The sequence below is a fragment of the Bradyrhizobium sp. 25ACV genome, assembly GCF_054863005.1.
In genome coordinates this window covers 372774-396667 of record NZ_JAVAYO010000003.1, presented here as the reverse complement: position 1 = coordinate 396667, position 23894 = coordinate 372774, and the positions used below count along the sequence as shown (strand labels likewise).

At 64.0% G+C, this 23894-nt stretch carries 21 protein-coding genes; 11 read left to right on the top strand and 10 right to left on the bottom strand.

From position 1 onward, the window contains the following. Positions 1-97: 97 nt before the first annotated feature. The 5 genes from RAD04_RS08995 (at position 98) to RAD04_RS08975 (ending at position 7360) form a co-directional block, all read left to right on the top strand. Positions 98-2785 carry a sensor domain-containing protein gene (locus RAD04_RS08995; protein WP_461623484.1) on the top strand — a complete coding sequence of 896 codons (2688 nt, stop codon included), beginning with the start codon at positions 98-100 and terminating at the stop codon, positions 2783-2785. Positions 2786-2924: 139 nt separating this feature from the next. Then, entirely contained in the window at positions 2925-4385 is a 1461-nt protein-coding gene (locus RAD04_RS08990) for a glycerol-3-phosphate dehydrogenase (RefSeq protein ID WP_461623666.1), read from the top strand. A 74-nt stretch (positions 4386-4459) separates the two neighbouring features. Then, positions 4460-5632, top strand: a complete 1173-nt coding sequence (locus tag RAD04_RS08985) for an ABC transporter ATP-binding protein (protein ID WP_461623483.1) — start codon at positions 4460-4462, stop codon at positions 5630-5632. Further along, complete coding sequence (locus RAD04_RS08980) at positions 5629-6543, top strand: ABC transporter permease (protein WP_461623482.1); 915 nt, start codon at positions 5629-5631, stop codon at positions 6541-6543. The genes RAD04_RS08985 and RAD04_RS08980 overlap by 4 nt, the downstream gene beginning before the upstream one ends. Positions 6544-6547: 4 nt before the next feature. Continuing rightward, the gene (locus RAD04_RS08975; protein ID WP_461623481.1) at positions 6548-7360 is read left to right on the top strand and encodes an ABC transporter permease; all 813 of its coding nucleotides are present in this window, start codon (positions 6548-6550) and stop codon (positions 7358-7360) included. Positions 7361-7374: 14 nt separating this feature from the next. Here the strand turns inward: RAD04_RS08975 and RAD04_RS08970 are convergent, their stop codons facing one another. After that, a complete protein-coding gene (locus tag RAD04_RS08970; protein ID WP_461623480.1) occupies positions 7375-7923 on the bottom strand; it encodes a hypothetical protein in 549 nt (182 codons plus the stop codon). A 22-nt stretch (positions 7924-7945) separates the two neighbouring features. Continuing rightward, the gene (locus tag RAD04_RS08965; protein WP_461623479.1) at positions 7946-8524 is read right to left on the bottom strand and encodes a hypothetical protein; all 579 of its coding nucleotides are present in this window, start codon (positions 8522-8524) and stop codon (positions 7946-7948) included. Between the two features lie 134 nt (positions 8525-8658). On the opposite strand from RAD04_RS08965, the gene RAD04_RS08960 reads away from it, so the two are divergent. Then, positions 8659-9156, top strand: a complete 498-nt coding sequence (locus RAD04_RS08960; RefSeq protein WP_461623478.1) for a DUF6622 family protein — start codon at positions 8659-8661, stop codon at positions 9154-9156. On the opposite strand, the gene RAD04_RS08955 is transcribed toward RAD04_RS08960, so the two are convergent. The 5 genes from RAD04_RS08955 to RAD04_RS08935 all read right to left on the bottom strand — a co-directional run bounded on the left by RAD04_RS08955 (position 9157) and on the right by RAD04_RS08935 (position 14674). Continuing rightward, the gene (locus tag RAD04_RS08955) at positions 9157-10149 is read right to left on the bottom strand and encodes a hypothetical protein (protein WP_461623477.1); all 993 of its coding nucleotides are present in this window, start codon (positions 10147-10149) and stop codon (positions 9157-9159) included. It abuts the gene before it with no gap. A gap of 113 nt (positions 10150-10262) precedes the next feature. Further along, on the bottom strand, positions 10263-11114 hold the full coding sequence (locus RAD04_RS08950; protein ID WP_461616922.1) for a carbohydrate ABC transporter permease: 852 nt from the start codon (positions 11112-11114) through the stop codon (positions 10263-10265). Beyond that, positions 11111-11983 (bottom strand): carbohydrate ABC transporter permease, encoded by an 873-nt coding sequence (locus RAD04_RS08945; protein ID WP_461623476.1) that lies wholly within the window; start codon positions 11981-11983, stop codon positions 11111-11113. Before RAD04_RS08945 ends, RAD04_RS08950 begins: the two co-directional genes overlap by 4 nt. 95 nt (positions 11984-12078) lie before the next feature. Beyond that, entirely contained in the window at positions 12079-13464 is a 1386-nt protein-coding gene (locus RAD04_RS08940) for an ABC transporter substrate-binding protein (protein WP_461623475.1), read from the bottom strand. Between the two features lie 229 nt (positions 13465-13693). Further along, entirely contained in the window at positions 13694-14674 is a 981-nt protein-coding gene (locus tag RAD04_RS08935; RefSeq protein WP_038948430.1) for a LysR family transcriptional regulator, read from the bottom strand. Between the two features lie 118 nt (positions 14675-14792). Here RAD04_RS08935 and RAD04_RS08930 point away from each other — a divergent pair, with 118 nt between their 5' ends. Both RAD04_RS08930 and dctA read left to right on the top strand, forming a co-directional pair. Further along, positions 14793-15866, top strand: a complete 1074-nt coding sequence (locus RAD04_RS08930; RefSeq protein ID WP_461623474.1) for a 4-oxalomesaconate tautomerase — start codon at positions 14793-14795, stop codon at positions 15864-15866. A gap of 84 nt (positions 15867-15950) precedes the next feature. After that, positions 15951-17336 carry a C4-dicarboxylate transporter DctA gene (gene dctA / locus RAD04_RS08925; protein ID WP_461623473.1) on the top strand — a complete coding sequence of 462 codons (1386 nt, stop codon included), beginning with the start codon at positions 15951-15953 and terminating at the stop codon, positions 17334-17336. 115 nt (positions 17337-17451) lie between these two features. On the opposite strand, the gene RAD04_RS08920 is transcribed toward dctA, so the two are convergent. Next, positions 17452-19392 carry an AsmA family protein gene (locus RAD04_RS08920; protein WP_461617070.1) on the bottom strand — a complete coding sequence of 647 codons (1941 nt, stop codon included), beginning with the start codon at positions 19390-19392 and terminating at the stop codon, positions 17452-17454. Positions 19393-19664: 272 nt separating this feature from the next. On the opposite strand from RAD04_RS08920, the gene RAD04_RS08915 reads away from it, so the two are divergent. The 3 genes from RAD04_RS08915 to RAD04_RS08905 are packed head-to-tail and all read left to right on the top strand — an operon-like array spanning position 19665 to position 21699. After that, positions 19665-20372 carry a CoA transferase subunit A gene (locus tag RAD04_RS08915; RefSeq protein WP_461623472.1) on the top strand — a complete coding sequence of 236 codons (708 nt, stop codon included), beginning with the start codon at positions 19665-19667 and terminating at the stop codon, positions 20370-20372. Positions 20373-20390: 18 nt separating this feature from the next. Continuing rightward, entirely contained in the window at positions 20391-21041 is a 651-nt protein-coding gene (locus RAD04_RS08910) for a 3-oxoacid CoA-transferase subunit B (RefSeq protein WP_011089829.1), read from the top strand. A gap of 22 nt (positions 21042-21063) precedes the next feature. Further along, the gene (locus RAD04_RS08905) at positions 21064-21699 is read left to right on the top strand and encodes a GNAT family N-acetyltransferase (RefSeq protein ID WP_461623471.1); all 636 of its coding nucleotides are present in this window, start codon (positions 21064-21066) and stop codon (positions 21697-21699) included. 88 nt (positions 21700-21787) lie between these two features. On the opposite strand, the gene RAD04_RS08900 is transcribed toward RAD04_RS08905, so the two are convergent. After that, complete coding sequence (locus RAD04_RS08900) at positions 21788-22666, bottom strand: SUMF1/EgtB/PvdO family nonheme iron enzyme (RefSeq protein WP_461623470.1); 879 nt, start codon at positions 22664-22666, stop codon at positions 21788-21790. A gap of 52 nt (positions 22667-22718) precedes the next feature. Next, positions 22719-23816 (bottom strand): copper-containing nitrite reductase, encoded by a 1098-nt coding sequence (gene nirK, locus RAD04_RS08895; protein WP_026201913.1) that lies wholly within the window; start codon positions 23814-23816, stop codon positions 22719-22721. Positions 23817-23894 lie beyond the last annotated feature (78 nt).

The window sequence follows — 23894 nt, the reverse complement described above, 5'->3', positions numbered from 1 at the left end:
CGTATTTCACGTCACATTTTTCTGTTGCGCGTACAGGCGTTTACCCGATCCAAACGCGTGAAGCCAGACAATCCGACGTTGAAATCGCGGGTGGCTGATGGCTGAGAAGAACTGGCACGAGGGCAGCACGCTTCCGATTGCTGTGCAGGCCGTCGTGTGCCTGGCCGGCACGGTTGCGCCCGCGCGCGCCTTTGCGCTGTCGGATGGCTTCGCCGCGCCGAGCTATCTCGGCCAGCTCGATCCCAACGTGGTCTGGGAAGTCCTGATCGCGGGCATCGTCGTCTGCGCCTTCCTCGCCGCGATCGTGCTGTGGATCCATTCCTCGCTGCGCCGGACCAGGCGTTTGCAGCTCCGGCGCAACGCCTTCGTCTCCTCCGCCATGAACAATCTCAATCAGGGCGTGGTGATGACAGATGCGCAGCGCCGCATCATCTTCTGCAACGACCGCTATCTCGATATCTACGGCCTGATGCGGTCGGAGCTCTGGGCCAATATGGACGGCCATGAGCTTCTCGATCTCAGGCGCAAGCGCGGGGTGCTTGGCGGCATCTCCGACGATGACTTCTACGAGAAGGCGGCAAGCCACAACGGCCTCATCACCGAGCTGCCCGACGGCCGAGCCATCCTGGTGAAGTTTTTCGTGCTGCCGAACGGCGGCTCGGTGGCGACGCATCTGGACGTCAGCGAGCAGCGCAAGCTGTCGCGACAGCTCGCTTCCACCAAGCAATTCCTGGAATCGGTGCTGGACCATGTGCCGGCCTGTGTGGCCGCGAAGAACATCGAGGACGGTTGCTACATCTTCGCCAACAGCGCCTATGAGCGATTCTGGGGGTTCTCGCGGGATCATGCCGTCGGCAAGAACGCACGCGAGCTGTTTGCGCCGGTCTCGGCAGCCAGTATCGAGGCGACCGACCGGGCGGCGCTCAACTCCCCGGACGGCCAGTTCCGTAACGAATTCGAGGTCGACCGCGGCGGCGAGCGGCGCATGGTCGCCTCGATCCGGATCGTGGTCCGCAACGAGAGCAACAAGCCCGAGTTTCTGCTGCTGGTGTTCGAGGACATCACCGACCGCCGGTCGCTGTCGCAGGAGCTGGAGAGCACCAAGAAGTTCCTCGAGCTCGTGGTCGACAACATCCCGGTGGCGCTGATCGTCGAGCAGGTCAAGGACGGCCGCTATCTGCTCGCCAATCGCAGCGCGGAGACGATCCTCAACCGCCGGCGCGAGGAGGCCACGGGCCTGACCGCGTCCGACATCTTCAACCCCAAGGAAGCCAAGCTGATCATCGCGCGCGACGAGGCCGCGATCAAGAAACGCGGGATGATCACCGAGGAGCATCCGATCTCCACCAAGGACGGCCTGCGGCTGTTCCTGACCCGCCGCGCCACTGTGCTCGGCGATACCGGCGAGCCGCAATACCTGATCAAGACCCACGAGGACGTCACCGACCGCCGGCAGACCGAGTCGCGCATGGCGCACATGGCCTATCACGACGGCCTCACCGATCTGCCGAACCGCGCCGCCTTCCTTCAGGCGCTGACCCAAATGATCGAGGCGTGCGAAGGCACCGGCGAGGAGTTCGCCGTTCTCTGCGTCGACCTCGACGGCCTCAAGGAGGTCAACGACGTCTTCGGTCATGCGCTCGGCGACAAGCTCCTGATCGAGGTGGCCCAGCGGCTCCAGGACTCCGCCCGTGGCGGCGTGGTGGCGCGCCTGTCCGGCGACGAATTCGGCCTGATCATCGACGGCAAGCAGCCGGACGCGGGTCTTGCGCTGGCGCAGCAGATCGGCGACGCCGTCGCGAAGGACTTCCAGATCGACGGCCGAGCGGTCCGCGCCGGCGTCACCACCGGCATGTCGATCTTCCCACACAACGGCGCCGACGGCGCCTCGCTGCTCGCCAATGCCGGTGCGGCGCTGTTCCGCGCCAAGCAGAAGTCGCGCGGCACGATCAGCCTCTACCAGCCCGAGATGGACCGTCAGATCCGCGATCGCCGCGTGCTGCACCAGGATCTGTCGGTGGCGATCAAGAACGGCGAGCTCTCGCTTGCCTTCCAGCCGCAGGGCGCCGCCGGCCACAGCGTCGCCGAGAGCGAGATCATCGGCTTCGAGGCGCTGGCGCGCTGGCAGCATCCGGTGCGCGGCCAGGTCTCGCCGGCCGAATTCATCCCGATCGCCGAGGAGAGCGGCCTGATCGTGGAGATGGGCGAGTGGATCCTGCGCCAGGCCTGCCGAGAGGCGGCGTCCTGGCCGAAGCCGCTCCAGGTCGCGGTCAACCTGTCGCCGGCGCAGTTCATGCACGGCGACGTGGTTGGCCTCGTCCATTCGATCCTGATCGAGACCGGCCTTGCACCCGGCCGGCTCGAGCTGGAGATCACCGAGGGCGTGCTGATCGAGGATTTCGACCGGGGCCTTGCGCTGCTGCGCCGCCTGAAGGCGCTCGGCGTGCGCATCTCCATGGACGATTTCGGCAGCGGTTACTCCTCGCTGAGCTATCTCCAGGCGTTCCCGTTCGACAAGATCAAGATCGACCGGGCCTTCATCACCAATCTCGGCCGCAATCCGCAATCGGCTGCGATCGTGCGCGCGGTGATCGATCTCGGCCACGGCCTCGAAATGTCGATCATCGCCGAGGGCGTCGAGACGGTCGAGCAACTCGCCTTCCTCGCCAAGGAGGGCTGTGACGGCGTGCAGGGCTATCTGCTCGGCAAGCCCCTGCCGATCGGGAAATATGCCGGGCTCGTCGGCCGCGCTGAAGTCATGGAGCTTGCGCTCAAGACCGGCTAGAGCGTTTTCGAGCGAAGTGGACGCCGGTTCGCGTCAAGAAAAAAGCGTCAGAATAAGAATCTAGAGCCCCGTTCCGATTTCATCGGAGCGGAAATGGCTCTAGTGATGATGGGGCGCTTTGCTCCCATTCGACGGCTTCATGGCGGATTACGATCTCGCGATCATCGGCGGCGGCCTGAACGGTGTCAGCCTCGCGCGCGATGCGGCCGGCCGCGGCTTGCGGGTGATCCTGTTCGAGCAGGGCGATCTCGGCGGCGCGGCATCCTCGGCAACACCGCGGCTGATCCACGGTGATCTGTCGGTGCTGGAGCGGCGCAGGTTCCGGCGGGTGCGCCGGGCCCTGGCCGAGCGCCGGACCTGGCTCCGGATCGCGCCGCATCTGGTCCGGCCGATGCGCTTCGTGATCCCCGCGCATTCCGACGAGCGGCCGCCCTGGCTGCTGCGCGCCGGCCTGTATGTCTATGACGGTCTCACGAACCGGGGCGGCTTGCCGGCCTCGGCCACACTCGACATCACGCATCATCCGGTCGGCAACGCGCTGAAGCGCCCGTTCGGCACGGCGTTCGAATATTCGGACTGCGTCGTCGATGACTCTCGCCTGGTGGTGCTGACGGCGCTGGATGCCGCCGAGCATGGGGCGGCGATCCGGACCGGTGCGCGGTGCGTCCGTGCCGACAGAACCGATACCTGGCGGCTCGCGGTGGTCGACCGCGGCCACCGCCGCACCATCACGGCGCGGGCACTGGCCAACGCCACCGGCGGCTGGACGCCAATGGTCGCTGAGACCGTGCTGCGGCAGCCGCAGCCCGCGATGGCGGCCACGCAGATGAGCCAGATCATCGTGCCCAGGCTGTTCGACTCCGAGAACGTCTACGTCTTTCAGAACAATGATGGGCGGCTGATCTTTGCCCGGCCCTTCGAGCGCGACTTCACGCTGATCGGCACGGTCACGCACGCCTTCACCGGCGATCCCGCAATTGTGGCGATGCCGGGGGCCGACGTCGGCTATCTCTGCGAAGCGGCGAGCCGCTATTTTCGTGAGCGCGTCACCCCGACCGACGTGGTCCGGACGGTCTCCGGCGTCAACCTGACGCTGGCGTCCGTGCGCGGACGCGACGGCACGATGCTGTTCCAGGCGCGCCGGCGCAAGGCGCCGCTGCTCACGGTGTTCGGTGGCGACGTCACCACCTCGCGCCTGCGCGCGGAGTGGGCGGTGACCAAGCTGACGCCGTTCTATCCGATGTCGCCGCCCTGGACTGCCGGCGCCGCGCTGCCCGGCGGAGATTTTGCCTGGGATCGTTTCGACACCGAAGTCGACCTCGCGCGCGACCGCTGGCGCTTTCTGTCGGAGCCCGAGGCGCTGCGCCTGGTAGCGGCTTATGGGACGCGATTGCCGGCTGTGCTAGGCGAGACGAAGACCCGCGACGAACTTGGCCCGGCGTTCGGCCCCGAACTGACCGGTGCCGAGGTGCGTTATCTGATGGCCTGCGAATGGGCCCGCTTCCCCGAGGACGTCCTGTGGCGCCGCTCCAAGCTGGGCTTGACCATGCCTGCGGCGGACCGCGACGCGCTGGCGGCGTTCATGGCGAATGTGATGTGAACGATCTCCCCCGGCACGGTTGAGCTAGGGACGATCGGCGGCTAGCGTGCGGCGGAATCGGGGTTGGCAGGATCATGAGGGACGAGTTGCCCAGAACAGGGGCCGCGGCTGATGCGGCCGCCGGAGTTGCGCTTCCTGCGGCGGGCCGGCCACTGCTGCGCATCGAGGGCGTCGTCAAAACCTTTGGCACTTTCCGCGCCGTGGATGGCGTCTCGCTCGACATCAAGGCCGGCGAATTCTTCGCGCTGCTCGGGCCCAGCGGCTGCGGCAAGACCACGCTGCTGCGCATGCTGGCCGGCTTCGAGGCGCCGGACGAGGGGCGCATCCTGCTCGACGGCAAGGATATCGCGCAGGCGCTACCGCATGAGCGGCCTATCAACATGATGTTCCAGAATTACGCGTTGTTTCCGCATCTGTCGGTGCGCGACAACATCGCCTTCGGCCTGAAGCGCGCCGGCATGGCACGCGCCGACATCGCCGCCCGTGTGGCCGAGATGGTCGCCCTGGTGAAGCTCGAAGGGCTCGAGAAGCGCAAGCCGGACCAGCTTTCCGGCGGCCAGCGCCAGCGCGTCGCGCTCGCCCGCGCACTGGCGCGCCGCCCGCAATTGCTGCTGCTCGACGAGCCGCTCGCGGCGCTCGACAAGAAGCTGCGCGAAAATACGCAAGGCGAGCTGATGGAGCTGCAGCGCCGGCTCGGCATGACCTTCATCGTCGTCACGCACGACCAGGAGGAAGCCATGACGATGGCGAGCCGGATCGGCGTGATGAACGCCGGCAGGCTTGCTCAGGTCGCGAGCCCCCGCGAGCTCTATGAAGCTCCGCGCTCGCGCTGGATCGCGGAGTTCGTCGGCGACGTCAATGTGTTCGACGGCGAGACCAGATTGCGCGACGGTCATCGTCTGGTCATTGGCACGCGTGATGCGGGTACGCTGGTGGTGGCCGAGCCGCGCGAACCGGTCGGTGTGGGAAGATTCTCGATCGCGATTCGTCCCGAGAAGATCAAGTTGTCGCGCCGCGCCCCGGTGAGCAAAGCCGGTCGTGAAACCACGATCAACAGCATAGACGGCGTGATCGCGGACATCTGCTATCTCGGCGGCACCACCACCTATAAAGTGAAGCTCGATACCGGCGGAATCGTCCGGGCCTCCGTCGCCAACAGCGCGCGTCTGGACGTCGACGCCTATAGCGTGGGCCAGCAGGTCGTCGCCTGGTTCACGCCCGATGATTGCGTGGTGCTGCCGTCATGAGCTCGCGCCGCATCTTCGCGCGCCCGGCGCGCTTTGCCGCGATCGCGCCCTATGTCTGGATGGCGCTGTTCTTCCTGGTGCCGTTCGCCTTCGTGCTGAAGATCAGCCTGTCCCAGACGGCGATTGCACAGCCGCCTTACGAGCCGGTATTCGACCTGACCGCGGGGTGGGATGCGCTCAAGGCGGCCTTTGCCGCACTGTCGATCGACAATTTCAAGCTGCTCGTCTCCGACGACATCTATGTGTTCGCCTATGTGCGCAGCCTCACCGTCGCTCTGACCGCGACTGCGCTGCTGCTGCTGATCGGCTATCCCATCGCCTACGGCATGGCGCGGCTGCCGAAGAGTTGGCAGGCGGTGGCAATGGTGCTGGTGATCGTGCCGTTCTGGACCTCATTCCTGATCCGCATCTATGCCTGGATCAACATCCTCCAGCACGACGGCCTGCTGAACCAGATCCTGCTGGCTCTGCACCTGGTCAGCCAGCCCGTGGTCTGGCTCTCCACCGACAGCGCGATGTATATCGGCATCGTCTATTCTTATTTGCCGTTCATGATCCTGCCGCTCTACGCCACGCTCGCCAAGATGGAGCCGGTGCTGGAGGAGGCGGCCTCCGATCTCGGCGCGCCGCCGTGGCAGGTGTTCTGGCTCGTCACCTTCCCACTGTCGCTGCCCGGCGTCGGTGCCGGCGTGCTCTTGTGCTTCATTCCCATCGTCGGCGAGTTCGTCATTCCGGACCTTCTGGCCGGCTCCAATTCGCTGATGATCGGCCAGACCCTGTGGCTCGAGTTCTTCACCAACAAGGACTGGCCGGTCGCTTCTGCTGCGGCCATCGTGCTGCTGGTGGTGCTGCTGGTGCCGCTGCTGCTGTACGAGCGGCTTCAGAAGCGGCAGCTGGAACAGGGGAGCTGACGCCATGCGCAAGGTCTCCCGCCTGTCCCGTTTCAACGTCGCCTCGCTCGCGCTGGGGTTGGCGTTCCTTTACTTGCCGATCCTCATTCTCGTCATCTATTCCTTCAATGCCTCGCGGCTGGTGACGGTCTGGGGCGGCTGGTCGCTGCGCTGGTATCACGAGTTCTTCAATGACCGCGCCATGATCGAGGCGGCCTGGATGAGTATTCGCGTCGCGGTCTCCTCCGCGACCATCGCCACGCTGCTTGGCACACTCGCCGCGGTCGCATTGTCGCGCGGCGAGCGCTTCCGCGGCCGTACGCTGTTCTCCGGCATGCTCTACGCGCCGCTGGTGATGCCCGAGGTGATCACGGGGCTGTCGCTGCTGTTGTTGTTCGTCGCGCTGAACGCCGAGCGCGGGTTCTGGACGGTGACGATCGCCCATACCACGCTGACGATGTGTTTCGTCGCCGTGGTCGTGCAGTCCCGGCTCGGCTCGCTCGATCGGTCGCTGGAGGAGGCGGCGATGGACCTTGGCTGCGACCCGGTGCGCGCCTTTCTTTCGGTGACGCTGCCGCTGATCGCCCCCGCCATCGTCGCAGGCTGGATGCTGGCCTTCACGCTGTCGCTGGACGATCTCGTGATCGCGAGCTTCACCACCGGGCCGGGCTCGGCGACCTTGCCGATCCGGATCTATTCCGAGGTGCGGCTGGGCGTGAAGCCGGAGATCAACGCAATCTGCACGCTGGTGATCGCCCTGATCGCGGTGGTCATCGTGATCGCTTCGCTCGCCTCAAAACTATCGAGTTCGCAAGGCGAGAGCGCGGCGCCGCGGTGAGCGGGGCCCGCTTCTCAGAAAGCAGCCAACACCCACTTGGCTCCGTCCGCGCGTAAGATGTAAATCTTGCCGCGTGCCAACACGGTCTGGAAGTCGGTATTTCCCGTCCCGACGATGGCCTTGAGCTCGCTGCCGGCTGTTTCGGCTTGTAAGGTCAAGATCTGCCGTGGTGCCAGCTCGATCTTTTGTGAAACTCCCCCGACAACGAACTGGAAGCCGAGTGGCTGACCGGCGTCGTTGTAAAAGCCGACGCTGTTTGCTGCGACCACCGGCTCGGCGAGCGAGCGGACGGGAACGGTGAGACCTTGATTGCCATTCGGAGGCAGTCCTGTGGCCGTCGGAACGTGTCCCGGCGCAAGTCCGGGGACTTGGAGTGGCATCTGGGTCACATAGGGAGTCATCGGCGCCAGATCAGGCCTTATCGCGTTTCTCTCGATCGCGGTCTGCAGATTCGGGGCACGCAAACCAAGATTTCCAGGCGGGGCTGATTGAGCCGATGCCAATTGGGTCGCCGAAATCAGAATAAGACCGGCGGTCGCTACTGCGGTGCGTAAGCAGTCCATGACGATGCCCTCTTGTCTAACGTTAACCTCTAGGTGCGGTCGCGGTGCCCGGCGGTGCCGGTTGATTGGGAGGAGCCGCGTTGGCAGCATTGAGGGCTGGCGGTTGGCCCTGAGGTTCTTCGGCCGCCCCGGCCGCCGACTTGCCGAAAATATACCCGACGATCGTGCCGAGGAGACTGAATACGGGTGCGGTCTGCGTGTCGGTGTAGCCGGCTACGATCAAGAACAACGCGGCAAAAACCACGACGAGAAGTAGGAAGGCCTTATAGAACTCCTGTGTGAGTTTGCCGATCGCCGCCATTACACACAGCAGGATTGCCATTGTGACCACCAATGCGATGGCGAGGCCGGTCAACCAGAATTCATAAGGCGTCTTGTAGGTGATGTAACCCTGTTGCTGCGCCGGCTTGCCGGTCCCCACGCTTGCGGGCGATTGCCCCGTCGGCGGCGGATTGGTAATGCGCTGATCTTGACCGACGTCTGAGGGCGTCGCGGTGGCGCTGGGGCTCGGATTCTCGGGAAGCTGTTGCGCGCAAGCCAGGCCGCCGCAGAGAAGCATCAGCACGATGAGGGCAAATCTTGTCAGTCGGTGTAGCAGCATTTTGCTATCCGTCAGGCAATTGAATGGAAAAAATACGCGGCACAGGCAATAAGTAGAGAATATCGTGCGCGCACACTTAGGTTGTCAATCCCATTCTTGCCTTTCTCGGCCCGGTCGGCTGGACTGGAGGTCTCATGAAGAGCTGGCTCGCTATCGCCGCCCATACGCCGCTATGGGTCTGGATCCTGCTCGCTTATCTGGTCTGGCAGGGCATTCAAGCGATGCAGCCACGCACGACGCCGATCTGGCGCGCGCTGATCCTGCCGGTCGTGTTCATCGTCTGGGGGATGTCTCGGATCGGCTTCGGACCTCAGGGCAGCGCGTGGCCGCTGATCGCGTGGATCGCGGCCGCGCTGGCATTACTGCCGCTGGGCGTGCTGACGCCGCGTCCTTTCGACGTCGATCACAAGACGGGTGAAATCATCCGCCAGGGCAGCGCGTTTGCCCTGATCCGCAACCTTGTCGTGTTCTCGCTGCAATATGCGGTCGGCGTGATCTCGGTGATCGATGCGAGCGATCGCGCACTGGCAATCATCGTCGGCCGCGCGGTGTCGGGTGCGACCGCCGGCTACTTCATCGGCTCGTCGATCGCGCTGGTGATTGCCTATCGACGAAAGCGCGCCTTCGGATGATCAGCGCGACCGGGGCGGTCGTTTCGAGCCTCTGGTGCCTGTGGAACGCGACCGCGTTGCGGCGGCTGCGACGGGGGCGGCATACCGCGCGCGCACTGCGCCCTGCACCGCCGCCCCGAGCTGCCGCAGCGCCAGGGCGTCGAGCGGAAATTCCAGCAGGATATGGATCAGGCTCAGCGCCAGCAGGAAGGTGAAGCCGAACGCGTAGTCGTAGAAATAGAGCGCGGTGGAAGCTGCGCTGGCGGCGGCCATCGCCGCCAGCCGCGCCTTCGGCACCGCGGTCCAGCGGATGACGTCGGCTTTGATGAACCAGTTGAGGTAATGATAGGTATAGACGAAGGCGAGCAGGCTCGTCAGCCTCGTATCGAGGACGAGGCCGGGCACGCCGAACAGCCGGCTGAGCGCCGGGCCGACATTGCCGAAATAATCCTGTCCGATCCGGGCAAAGCTTGCGATCCGGATTTCAGCGGTTGGCGGCAGCAGCAGGATCGTGGCGATCGCGACGAGGTAGACAGCCACCAGCGCAGCCTGGATGCGGCTGCCGGATCGGTGCGCGCCGAGCACCATGAAGATCAGCGTGAACAGCGAGACGTGAATCAGGGTCGGAATCAGGATGCCGATCACGGCGAGCGAGGATCCGCTCGAATACATGAGCGCGGACAGCGCAATCGCCGTCATGAACAGCAACATGCTCTCGATCGCCGAGGTGGTGGCCGCGAGCATGGCGCAGACGATCAGCGCGCCCCACATCGCAAAGCCGAACCAGGAGGCGTTGTCGATCAGGGCCGCGACCACGGCGATGATTGCGAGGGCTGCCGCAATCCCGCGATGTGGCAGGTAATAGCTGCGGTCGTGCAGCCACGAAATCTCGGTGAAGTAGTGCGCCGGGCCGAGCACGACATAAGCCAGCAGCAACAGCTCGAACGGCATCAGATAGGCTGCCGCGAGCGCCAGCAGCATCAGGCCGAGATGGATCGCGTCGTTGCTGCGCATGATGCCGTGCCCTGCATAGGGGCACGGAGGTTAGAGCAGGCGTGGACAACCCGCAATTGTCCACGTTGTCGCTCGAACGTCCTGCTTGCGGCGACCCGATGCGTCCTGTCGCGTCAGGACTTGACCGCACCTGCCGTGAGCCCGCCCACCATGTAGCGGCGGAAGGCGTAGTAGATCGCGGCCGGCGGCAGTGCGTAGATGAAGCCGGTGGTCATCAACAGCTCCCACGGCGAGTCGTCGGCGGCGAGGAAGTTGCCGAGTGCCACGGGGAGGGTGATGTTGGTGTCCTTGGACAGCAGCAGGAACGCGTAGAGATATTCGTTCCAGGCAAGCAGCACCGCGTACGTACCGATCGCGACCAGCGAAGGCATCATCAGTGGCACATAGACCAGGCGGAACAGCTGCAGCGTGGTCGCGCCGTCCATCACGGCGGCCTCGTCGAGCTCGACCGGCAGCTTGTCGGACGCCTGCTTCAGCACCCAGATCGCGTAAGGCGAGGCAATCGTCACCATGGCGAGGATCAGCGACCAGTGATTGTTGAGCAGGCCGTAATTGCCCATGGTGCGGTACATCGGCACGGCGAGGAACGCGGCCGGGATGAAGTAGGTGAACAGGGCCAGGTTCATCACCCAGCGGCCACCCGGCACCCGCAGCCGCGAGATCGAGAATGCGGCGGCGGTCGCGATGAACAATGTCAGTGCGCCGGCGGACAGCGCGATGACGGTCGAATTCCAGAACTGGATCCAGAAATCGCGCAGGAAATAATGCTCCTGGTAGAACACGATGTGGAAGTTGTGCAGTGTCGGATGATCCGGCCACAGCTTGCCCGAGAACGCGTCCTCCTTCGGCGAGATCGCGAACAGGAACATGTGGTAGATCGGTACCATGGTCCAGATGAAGACCGGGATGCCGATCAGCAGCAGCTTGGCTTCCTTGCCAACTTCTTGGAGGGTGGGAAGCTTCATCGCGACAACCGTTTCATCATGAAATAGACCAGCGGCAGCACCAGCGGCATCGCGACGACGATGGATGCCATCGCGAGCGAGAGCTGGTCGAGCCGGAGATAGCGGATGCCGAGCGTCGACAGCACATGCGTGAGATCGGCCGGGCCGCCGCCGGTGAGCAGATAGACACTGTTGAAGTCGCCGAGCGTCCAGATCATCGAGAGCAGCGTGCAAGTGACATAGAGTGTCTGCATCGACGGCCAGGTGATGAAGCGGAATTTCTGCCACGGGTTGGCGCCGTCGACTTCGGACGCCTCGTACAGATCGTGGGGGATGGCGAGCCGTCCGGTCAGCAGGATCAGCGTCCAGAAGGGCAGTGACTTCCAGATATGCACGGCGATCGCCATGGTCAGCGCCACCGCCGGGTTGTTCAGCCAGTTCGGGCCGTCGTCGCCGGTGAAGGAGAAGATGAGGTGGTTGATCACGCCCCATTCGGGATTGAGCATGAATCGCACCGACAGGATGGTCGGGATCGACGGCACCGCCCAGGGCAGGATGAAGATGACCGACAGCCATTTGATCCAGGGGCGCTGCTGGGCGAAGAAGCCGGACAGGAACAGCGCGATCAGCATCTTCACGTTGATGCCGATGACCAGGAAGATCAGCGTGTTGACCGCGGCGCGCGCGAAGATCGGGTCGTTGTACAGCGCAACATAGTTTTGCGGATCGCGCGCCAGCCAAAGACCGTAGCAGACGGGATAGACGACGAAGGCCAGGAAAACGAGCAGATAGGGCGCGAGCAGCACGATGCCCCAGACCTGCGCCGGGGTCAGCCGCGACGACAGGGGCGGGCTGGGGATTGCCTGATCGCCAGAGAGCGTGATCGCCATTCTTTTCGGACTCTTCAAAGAGATGCCGGCCGCGAAACGCGGCCGGTGTTGTTCTTACACCTCTCCCCGCATAGCGGGGAGAGGGAAAGGATGATTTAGCCCGCGACCTGCTTGATGCGGGCGATCAGTTCGTCGACGGCCTTGTCGACCGGAACCTTTTCGCTGACGACGCGATTCATCGCCTTCGCCCACACGTTCTCGTTGTTGAGGATCGTGAACTTCCAGTTCTTGGTGAAGTCGAACGCGGCAGTGCCGCCCTTGAACTGCGTGTAGACGGCTTTGCGGTGCTTGTCAGCCTGCCAGAACGGGCTTTCCTGGCTTTCCTTCGTCACCGGGAACCAGCGGCCGAGCGCGCCCTCGATGTAGGGACGGACGTTCTCTTCCTGGAGAAGGAAGCTGATGAACTGCTTGGCCTCGGCCTTGTTCTTGGCCGCGGTGAAGATCAGTCCGGTCTTGACGTCGGAGCGGTAGCGGATGGTCGAACCATCCGGCGCCTTCGGGAAGGACGCCGTCACGATATCCTGCTCATAGGCCTTCTTGCCGGCTTCGCGCTGTTCGGGCGTGAGCGTCTGGTTCTGGGAATCCTCGAACCACTTCGCGGCGATCGAGATCGTGAAATTGTGGGTCATCACGATGGTCTTGTTGTGAAAGGCGACGTTGTTGTCGGGATCCTTCCAGGTCGTGGAGGACGGCGGCGTGCAACCCTTGATGTAGGTGTCGGTGTAATCCTTCATCGCCTTGATCAGGTTCTCACGAACCTTGGGATCGTCGACGGTGAGCTTGCCGTCGTCGTCGACCAGCTTGACGTGGTAGGCGTCCATGAAGGTGTAGAACGACTGGAAGGCGTCGGTGGATTCCACGCCCATCGGCTGGCCGACGGCATAGATGCGCTGGCCGGTGGCCTTGCGGATCCCCGGCTGCACCTTGTCGCACCAGAACGTCCAGTAGCCCGTCCAGTCGTTCGGGATATCGGCGAGCTTGAAGCCGGACTTCTCCAGCATGTCGTTCCAGATCTGGACGTGCATGCTCTGCTGCTTCAGCGGGAAGCCGTAATAGGCCTTCTTCTTGGTGACGTCGTTATAGAGGATCGACGCATCCAGCGTGTTCTGCACGAACCGGCCCTTGATCGGCTCCATCACGTCGGAGAGATCCTCGAGCTTGCCTTCATAAGCCCACTTGCCCTGCGCCTGCACGTCATAAGAGTCGGAATAGGCAACATCAGGCACGGTGCCGGAATCCAGTGCGGCCACCGTCTTCGGAATCATGTCCTGGATCGCGTATTGCGACAATTCGACCTTGATGCCGGTCTTGGCTTCGAACTTCTTGATGGTCTCGATCAGTGCGTCGTCTTCGGAGCGATAGAAGCCCTTGCCCCACCAGACCGTGATCGTCTTCTGCTGCGCAAATGCGGGTGCAGCGGCTGCAAACAGCCCGGCCGCAGCGACCGCCAGTGATACTGCGCCAATAACCTTGGATTTCACGTTTTTCTCCCTCAAACGGCCGGTGTTTTTAACCGGTCGTATAAAACACTAGCGCATGGCGGTAGCTCGATCTAGCGGCTTGTTGTCAGACATAGGTCGTGGGGATGGGCCTTGCGGAGATGCTTAACCCGTGCATCGATCCAATCGCCGCATCAATTCGCGGCAATCAATTCGCGCCAGCCGAGGAACTCCAGTTTGGGGAACGGTCTCGTCCCGCTCTGGCGAGCCGTCAGCGTTTCCGCTTTAGACCCGTCGATATCGTGTTCGAACTTGCCTCAGCGGATCGGGGCCGCGGCTTGCCATGCCCGCTGGCTCGAGAAGGAGAGCGCCATGCCTCGAGGAGCATCTTCAAAAACTGGCTGGCATGTGGCGATAGTGTCGCCCCGCGCCTGCGCACGATTCCGATCGTCCGCGACACTTCCGGCTCGATCAGCCGAACGGTGTGAATGATCGGATGACCGGCGGCCGGCGTCGCGAGCCTCGGCAGCACAGCGATGCCCAATCCCTCCTCGACCAGGCCAAGCGAGCCGGAGAGGTGGGCGACTTCATAGGACCAGTTCAGCTGCAGGCCCTGCCGCGCCAGCGCATTGTCGATCAACGCGCGATTGCCACTGTTGCGACCGACAGTGATGACCCGGTGCGACACGATCTCCGACCAGCTCACCTGCTTGCGCGATGCCAGCGGATGGTCGTGACGGCAGGCCAGGACGAAAGGGTCCTCGACCAATTTCTCGAATTCGATTTCGGCATGCGAAGCGCCGATGAAATTGATGCCGAAGTCGGCTTCTCCGCGCGCAACCGCTTCCAACCCCTCATTGGCGCCGATGTCCAGAATGCGGATGCGGATGCGCGGATAGGCTTCGGCAAACCTGCCGATCGCTCGCGGAAGAAAATAGAACACCGCCGTCGGCACCGCAGCCACGGAGACCAAACCCGAACTTCGCGCGCCGATATCGTGGATGGCGAGCACCGAGGTCTCGAACTCGTCGATGAGACGGCGGACCTTCGGCAGGAAGTCGCGGCCCGTCATGGTGAGATTGACGTGGCGCGTGGACCGTTCGAGCAGCGGCGCACCGAGACTTTCCTCCAGCTTCTGAATGCGTCGGCTGAGCGCCGGCTGGGACAGATTCAGCGCCTTCGCGGTCCGGACGAAGCTGCCCATCTCCGCGACGGTGATGAACGCCTTGAGGTCGAGCAGTTCTGCGTTCATGGCAAGGCTCCATTATGTCGACTAACGAAATAATACCTCAGATATTTGCATTTTACAAAAGAGTTCGGAGGAAGGATGCTCTGGTCCAGGCGAGCATGTCGCCGAACGGAAGAACATCATGAACGATCAGATTGCCATTCCCTGTGTGGTCATGCGCGGTGGGACCTCGCGCGGACCGTTTTTCCTGGCCCGCGACCTTCCGGCCGACCCAAGCTCGCGCGACGCGGTCCTGTTGTCGGTAATGGGAGGTGGGCACGATCTCGGAATCGATGGAATCGGCGGCGGCAATGCCGTGATCAACAAGGTCGCGATCATCGGACCGGCAACGGTGCCTGGGGCCGATGTCGACTACCTGTTCGCCCAGGTGCGCGTTCGCGAAGGGATCGTCGATACCTCGCCGAACTGCGGAAACATGCTGGCGGCCGTCGGCCCGTTCGCAATCGAAGCCGGCCTCGTCGCCGCCAGCGCAGATCGCACGCATGTACGCATTCACAATGTCAACACCGGCAAGCTGATCGACGCGACGGTCGCCACTCCGGAAGGACGGGTGACCTATGAGGGCGAAGCGCGGATCGACGGGGTACCGGGAACGGCCGCGCCGATCGAACTGTCGTTCCCCAACGCCGCCGGCGCACGCACCGGTCGCCTGCTGCCGACAGGACGTCCGGTCGACCGCATCGGAGGGATCGACGTGACCTGCATCGACGCAGCCATGCCCGTCATGCTGGTCCGCGCGGCAGATCTCGGATGGACCGGTCGCGAGGCCCTTCCGGCCTTCGCCGACGGCGGCTTCCGCGGGCGGCTCGAACATTTGCGCATCGAGGCTGGACGCCGGATGGGTTTTCCGGATTCCGCGTCAATGGTGATTCCGAAGCCGGTTCTGATCGCGCCCGCAAGCGGGGCGACGTTGAACGTCAGGTACTTCATGCCGCACGACTGCCATAGCGCACTGGCGGTGACCGGCGCCGTCGCGATCGCGACCGCCTGTGTGACGCCCGGGACGATCGCCACAGAGATGGTTGGATCGCTGGCACCGCCGGTGCCGATCACGCTCGCTCATCCTTCCGGCCAGCTCGTGGTTCGGCTGGAGCCCGGTCCGATTGCCCGGGTGCAGCGGACAGCCCGGCGAATTCTCGAGGGCCATGTCTTCGCCCGTCGATCGCGCGTCCCTCATTCGGTCCTGGCGGCCTGAAGCCGGACCGCTTTCAAAGCCTTCAAAAATCAGAGCCATGAAAAATCAGAGCCATGAAAAGTCAGAGCCATGGGAGAAACGAGAATGCAGAAGCAAGCGCTGGTCGGGCCCGCGAACGGCGAGACGCGAAAACCATTCTACCGGATCCTCTACGTCCAGGTGCTGATTGGCCTCATGCTGGGCGTCCTCACCGGCCATCTCTGGCCTGAGTTCGGTGCCGCGCTGAAGCCCTTCGGCGACGGCTTCGTCAAGCTGGTCAAGATGATGATTGCGCCGATCGTGTTCTGCACCATCGTCAGCGGCATCAACAGCATCAGCGATTCCCGCGAGGTCGGCCGCACGCTGGTGAAATCCATGGCGCTGTTCTACCTGCTGACCGTGCTCGCACTGCTGGCCGGGCTGGTCGCCGTGTCGCTGATCCAGCCGGGCGTCGGCATGCATGTGTCCGTCAGCACGCTGGATCCGTCGGTGGCCGCGAAATTCACCAAGCAGGCGAGTGCGACCGGATTTGCGGACTTCATGCTGCACATCATCCCGCATTCCTTCTTTGGCGCGTTTGCCGACGGCGAAGTGCTGCCGGTCCTGCTGGTCTCCATCCTGATCGCCTTTGGCCTGAGCCGTGCCGGCGATGGGGGCGCCGTGGTGACGAAGGCGGTCGATTCCTTTTCTCAGGTCCTGTTTGTATCCTTCGGCTTCGTCATGAAGCTCGCTCCGCTCGGCGCCTTTGGCGCCATGGCGTTCACGGTGGGCCGCTACGGCATTCGATCGATTGGCTCGCTCGGACTGCTGATCCTGACATTCTATATCGCCTGCTCATTCTTCGTGGTCGTCGTGCTCGGCACGCTAGCACGGCTGAACGGCTTCAGCCTGTGGAAGACCATCCGCTACTTCAAGGAAGAGCTGCTGATCGTGCTCGGCACGTCATCGTCGGAACCGGCATTGCCGGGAGCGCTGCGCAAGCTGGAGCAGCTCGGATGCCGGAAGGGCGTGTCCGGCCTCGTGTTGCCGATGGGCTATTCCTTCAATCTGGACGGCAGCGCCATTTATCTCACCCTGGCGTCCATCTTCATCGCGCAGGCCTGCGACATCCACCTGTCGTGGGGGCAGATTGCGGCGATGCTCGGACTGATGCTGTTGACGTCGAAAGGCGCGGCCGGCGTCACCGGCAGCGGCTTCGTGGCGCTTGTCGCAACCCTCTCCGTCATGCCGGATCTGCCCGTGACCGGCGTGGCGCTGCTTGTCGGCATCGACCGTTTCATGTCAGAAGCGCGGGCGCTGACCAGTATGATCAGCAACTGCGTCGCAGCCATTACCGTTTCGCTCTGGGAGGACGCCTGTGACCGCGAGGTGTTGGCTCGCGAACTGGGAGGGAGCGGCTCTCTCAAGGTCTCGGCCGGATCGAAGATCGGCGGAGGAGCAGTGCTACAGGGGGACAAGGCCTGGATTTCGACGACGCAATCGGCCGCTTAACGCCACCTCCGGGATGCAATCGGCAGCACTGCTCGATTTGGATTTGGCAAGTCGCAGGCATGTCGAGCGTCTTGAGCTCGGGCTACCGAAATCCGCGAAGGCTGCGTTGATCAGCCTAGTTGGATTTGGCGTTTTCCTTCGCGTTCTCTTTGGCGTTCTCCGCCGTCGGCGATTCCGCCGGTGGAGGACGCTTTCCGCTGCCGGTGATGCGCTCGATCGCGGAGCGCACGGCGTCGCCCCCCTTGCGATCCTTCAGCATGTCGAGCAGCGGCGCGGAGGCCGGCGAGCGGCGGATCAGGCTTTCCGGATCGGGGAAGATCAGGGGATCGTCCCAGGGGCCCTGCACCACGAATGGCAATTCGAATCCCGACGTGCTGTTGAGGCTCGCCACGCCCTTCATGTCGTATTCGCGCGTCGGCACCGAGGCGGTGCCGGTGAGCGTGATCTTCGCCGCCGGCCCTTCGACACGGATGTCCTCGGCGGTGGCGACCCCATCGGAGAATTTCACCGCGATGGTGAGATTGTTGTACGGCGTCGAACCGTTGCGGAAATTGCCGCCGCCCGACAGCGGCCGCCGCTCCAGGCGCTTCAGCAGCTGCTCGGCATTGAAGCCCGAGATCGCGCCGTCGTGACCGGTGACGGTGGCGCTGCCGTCGAGCGACTGCACGAGGCCGAACGGGCTCGAGCCCGAGGCGAAGAGCGACACGTTGATGTTGCCGCGACCGGATAGCTTGCTGAGGCCGAACAGTTCGGTGGCGCAGGCCTGGAGATCGACGTCTGTGAACTGGAATTGCGCCTTGATGTCGGCGACGGTGTCGGAGCGCGCGATGCCGAACGAGCCCTTGGCGATGCCGCCATAGACCTGCGCCTCGCCGACCGAGAGCGCCAGCGTGCCGTTGCGCAAATTGGCGCCGATCGCGGTGCGGCCGAGCCTGGTCGGCCCGACTGTCAGCTTTGCTGCCGACAGGCGCATGTCGAGGTCGGTCGTCGACAATCCGTTGAGATCGAACAGCTGCCTGTTCCAGTCCCGCGCGCCGCTCGCGAGCAGGCGGAAGGTGGAGATATAAGGTGTGAAGTCGAGCGCGTCGGCGGCAAGCGTCGCCTGCAGCGTCTGCCGGCCGTTATTGGCGTAGGTCATGACGCCCTCGGCGGCGTTGCCGTCGAGCTCGACATTGACGTTGGTGAGCGCGATCGAAGCGCCGACGACGTTGGCGCGCGCCTTCAGCACGAAGCGGCCGAAGCCGCCGCTGGCGGGTTGTGGCTGCCCGGTCCAGCGCAGCGCGTTGCGCAAGGAGGGGCTGTCGATCGTCAGCGTCCCCTCCATCATCGGGCTGGTGCGGTTGGCGACGCTGCCGTCGAAAGCGAGCTTGAGCGGTGCGCTGGCGATCCGCGCCTTCAACCCCGAGCGCTCGCCGGAGAGGGCGGCGACGAAATCGGAAAAGCTGATCGAGCCGTCGACACGCTCGCCGCGCCAGTCGAACTGTCCGGTCGCGGCGAAGGAGCGCGAGATCGAAGGCCAGGCCAGTGACAGGTCGATGTCCTCGAACTTCTCGGTGCCGTGCGTGGCGGCGTCCTGGTAGTCGAGCACGCCGTCCTGGATCCGGATTTCAGAGAACGAGAGCTGGTTCTCGGCGCCGGGCTTCATGGTGCGCGCGATGGTCTGGATGAAGGGCGTCCAGTTGCTCTGGCCGTCCGGCTTCAGGCTGACATGGATGCGCGGCCGCAGCAGCGTCAGGTCGGCGATCTCGAACCGTTGCAGCAGCAAAGGCAGCAGCCGCAGATTGGCGGTGAGCACGTCGACCTGGAGCGCGGGATCGCTGGTGCCGCCGCCCTTGAGGCCGACGTCACGGAAGGAGATGTAGCTCGCCGGCAGTACGGAGATGTCGATTGCGCCTGCGACACTGAGCTCGAGCCCGGTGACGTCGCGGATCTGCGCTTCGACCGCCTTGCGCAGCGCGTCGCGGTTGATGAGCCATGAGGTCGCGATCAGGGCGATCAGCGCGACGCCGAGCAGCGCCGCGATCGGCGTCCCGAGGCGCTTCATTCCTTGGGCCATGGTCAATGGCATGTCCTGATCGGGTTGGTCGTTGGAGCCAGGAGGGCGGGTCGGGAAACCTGCGTGCCCACGCCCAACCCCCGCAACTTGATGGGTTTTCTTGTCGCTTTCAAGGCCGGGGACGGTTCTGCCCACGGTGTGGGCAGCTTCTATCACCCGGGCGCGGTGCGGAGAACCCCGTATCATTGACGGCTTTGGAGGATTTCGCCTAATAATCGCCGCCAATAGGGCGCGCCGCCTCCAAGCCGAAGGTTCAGTCGAAGGTTATTTGCATGAACAAGGTCTATCCCGACGCCAAGTCGGCTCTCAACGGCATCTTGAAAGACAACATGATGATCATGTCGGGAGGCTTCGGCCTCTGCGGCATTGCCGAGGAGCTCTCGGACGCGATCCGCGAGTCCGGCGTCATGGGCCTGACGGTGGTCTCCAACAATGCCGGTGTCGACGGCATCGGGCTCAGCCGCCTCTTGGAAACCCGGCAGATCAAGAAGATGATCTCGTCCTATGTCGGCGAGAACAAGCTGTTCGCCCAGCAATTCCTCGCCGGCGAGCTGGAACTCGAATTCAATCCGCAGGGCACGCTTGCCGAGCGCATCCGCGCCGGCGGCGCCGGCATCCCGGCCTTCTACACCAAGACCGGCGTCGGCACGCTGATCGCCGAAGGCAAGGAAGTGAAGGAGTTCGACGGCGAGAAGTATCTGATGGAACGCGGCCTGTTCGCCGACCTCGCCATCGTCCACGCCTGGAAGGGCGACACCGCCGGCAACCTCATCTACCGCAAGACCGCGCGCAATTTTAACCCGATGATGGCGACCGCCGCCAAGATCACCGTCGCCGAGGTCGAGCATCTGGTTCCGGCGGGTGAACTCAATCCCGACCACATCCACACGCCCGGCATCTTCGTGAAGCGCATCGTCGAGGTCGGCACGGCCAAGAAGCGCATCGAATTCCGCAACACCCGCCCGCGCACCGCCGCTTAAGCGTATCAGGAGACACACATGGCCTGGACCCGTGAACAGATGGCCGCGCGCGCCGCAAAGGAACTGCGTGACGGCTACTACGTCAATCTCGGCATCGGCATCCCGACGCTGGTTTCGAACTTCATCCCCGACGGGGTCGATGTCAGCCTGCAGAGCGAGAACGGCATGCTCGGCATGGGCCCGTTCCCCTATGAAGACGAGGTGGACGCGGACCTGATCAACGCCGGCAAGCAGACGGTGAGCGAGCTGCCCTCGACCTCGTATTTCTCGAGCGCGGATTCCTTCGGCATGATCCGCGGCGGCCACATGGACCTGTCGATCCTCGGCGCCATGCAGGTGGCCCAGAACGGCGATCTCGCCAACTGGATGATCCCCGGCAAGATGGTCAAGGGCATGGGCGGCGCGATGGACCTCGTCGCCGGCGTCAAGCGCGTCGTCGTGGTGATGGAGCATTCGGCCAAGGACGGCTCCAAGCTCCTGAAGAAGTGCAATCTGCCGCTGACCGGCGAGCGCGTGGTCGACATGGTCGTCACGGATCTGGCGGTCTTCACCATCGACAAGCACGGCGACGGCGGCATGGCCCTGATCGAGCTCGCCGACGGCGTCTCGCTCGACGAGGTCAAGGCGAAGACCGAAGCCGAGTTTCGCGTGGCGCTGAAAAACACGTAAGGTCTTCGAGAATGGGGCGCGTATGACGATAAGGTCAGCGCGTCCCGAAGACGCTGCTTTCATCGCAAGAACCATCCTGTACTCGATGCGCGGCTATCGGCCGCGCGGCTGGTTCGACGTGGCGCTCAGCTGGCCGGAAGCGGAGTGCCTCGATTTCATCGCACGCGTCGCCGTCGCACGCGCGGTGTCGATGTGGCACGTGTCGCAGTTCCTGGTCGCCGAGATCGATGGCAAGCCTGCTGCTGCACTCTGCGCCGTGCCTGCGGCCGGCGCCGAATCTGCGGCCTGGCGCGCGCTCGAGGAGGTCGGTCTCTCAACTGGGCTCACGGCGTCAGAGCTGGACGCCATCCGCCGGCGCGGCGCTTATTCGCGGGCTTGCTGGGTCCAGGGCGGCGAGGGCGACTGGATGATCGAGCATGTCTCGACCGATCCTGCTTATCGTGGTCGCGGCCTGATGCAGGCGCTGATCGCGCACGCACTGGATAAGGGAAGGGCGGCTGGATTTACCCGGTCAACGATCTCGTTCCTGATCGGCAACGAGGCTGCCGAACGCGCCTACGCCAAGGCCGGCTTTGTTCTTGCGGAGGAGAAGCGCGATCCCGCTTTCGAGGCGATCATCGGAGCACCGGGCTTTCGCATGTTCGCGCGCGCGATTTGACGTGTCCGTAGCCCGCATGAGCGAAACGATATGCGGGACCTTCCCGGGTGTCGCTTCGCTCACCCGGGCTACGCGGCGATAATCTTGGCTACGACCTCACCGCCCACACCTTGCTCCAGCGCGCCGACACGCTCGCGACCCAGGAGGTCTCCTCGCGCACCAGGCGGAAGCCGAGATTGGCGGGCGGCACGCCCTGGGCGCAGCCGCCGGCGCGGGCGTCGCGGATGAAGTCGGTGACGTAGGCGCGGTGGGCGCCCTCGGCGACACGCACGCCGCAGTTCACGGTGGGCCGGCCGGCATTGCCGGCGGCGTCGACGCGCGAGCGCACGAAGCAGGTCGAGGTCCATTCCCAGACGTTGCCGGCGAGGTCTTCGACACCGTGCTCGTTCGGGCCGAACTTGCCGAACGGATAGGCCGTGGTGTCGGAGAGGTCGCGTTCGGATTCGCGCTCATAGCGGCTGATCCAACGCTTCGAAGGATCGTCTGCATCGACCGCTACACCGTCATCCCTGAATCTGGAGCCTGCTGCAAAGGCCCATTCTGCATCGCTCGGCAGGCGGTAATGGTGGCCTGTCTTGCGCGACAGCCAGCCTGCATAAGCCTCGGCATCGTGCCAGCTCACCTGCACCGCGGGGCGATCGGCGGCGACCGCGACGTCGCGATCGAGCGCGCGGCAGGCGCCCTCCTGCACGCAGAGCTGATAATCGGATGAGGAGACCTGATTTCGCATGATGTGCAGCGGTCGGTCGACGCGCATCGCGCGCAGCGGCGCTTCCGCCTGCTGCCCGCCGCGCGTGAAATCGCCGGCCTCGCGATAGGACAGGCTGCCCGCTGCGACCCTGACGATCGCAGGATCCGACGCCGTGCCGTGGACGGTCATGTCCGAGACCAGCGGCGCCATCGCGATCGGCCCGGCGATTCCGGCGGCGCAGGCGAGTGCCAGTTTGACTTTGAATGCGATCAGCATGGTGATTCCCCGAAGAAGGAAGGGGCCGGTGATGACCGGCCCCTTGTCGCGTTTAGTTGGTGTTGGCTGCCGGTATTTCGGCAGGGGCCTTCACCTGCATCATCAGATCGTCGTTCCACTTGCCTTCGACCTTGAAGTGCGCGGTGGCGCCGAGGTCGGCGGCCTCGATCAGATTGTGCGTGACGTAGGCGTAGATGCCGGGCTGCTGGAATTTGTACAGCGCGGCTCCCGCCGAGCCGCCGCGGATGAACCAGGTCTCGAGCCCGACTTCGGGTGCATTGCCGAACTTGCCGGTCTCCCAGACGTAGTCGCCATGGCCGCCGATCAGGTGCGGACGGCTGTCGCGGTTGGCTTGCGAATGCACGATCAGCACGTTCTCGCCGACATTGGCCGTCAGCGCGTTCTTGCCGGTCAGCGCACCGGCCTTGCCGTTGAACACGACATGGGTCGGGATCAGCTTCTTCATCACCTCTTCGGTCTCGGTGAAGGCTTCGCCAGGCGATTCGTAGGACTTGAAGTTGCCCTTCTCGTCGCGCGGCACATACATGTCCTGCTCGCCGATGTAGTAGACCTTGTCGTATTTCAGCGCGCGGCCCTTGCCGTCGTTAAGGCCGTCACGCGGCAGCACCATCACGGCGCCGTTCATGCCGGAGACGACGTGCCAGGGGATCATCGGGCCGCCGGGGGCGCAATGGTACACGAAAACGCCGGTCTTGGTTGCCTTCCAACGCAGCACGACCTGCTCGCCGGGATTGACCAGGGTGAGCGCGCCGCCGCCGAGCGCGCCGGTCGCGGAATGGAAGTCAATGTTGTGTGGCATGGAGTTGGTCGCGGGATTGACCAGCGTCGTTTCGACGTAGTCACCCTCGTGCACGACCATCAGCGGGCCCGGCATCGAGCCGTTGAAGGTCATCGCCTGGAAGGTGGTGCCTTTCTCGTCGATGACGACCTTCTTCTCCTCGATCGTGAGCTTGAACTCGATGATCTTGGGACCCTGCTTCGTCGCCTGCTCGTGCGCATGCACGAACGGCGGAGCGACCAGCTCTACCTTTTGACGCGGCAGTTTGAGATCGTCGCCAGCCAAAGCGGGGGTCGCCAGCATCAGAGCTGTCGCGGCGGCGCCGATCAATGCGACTCTGCGGGTGAACATCGGAAGCATCCTTCATCTGGAAAGGTTTTTGATGACGGATGCAGTGTGCGCCTATCTCGGCAAGAGTGTTTGCGCTGC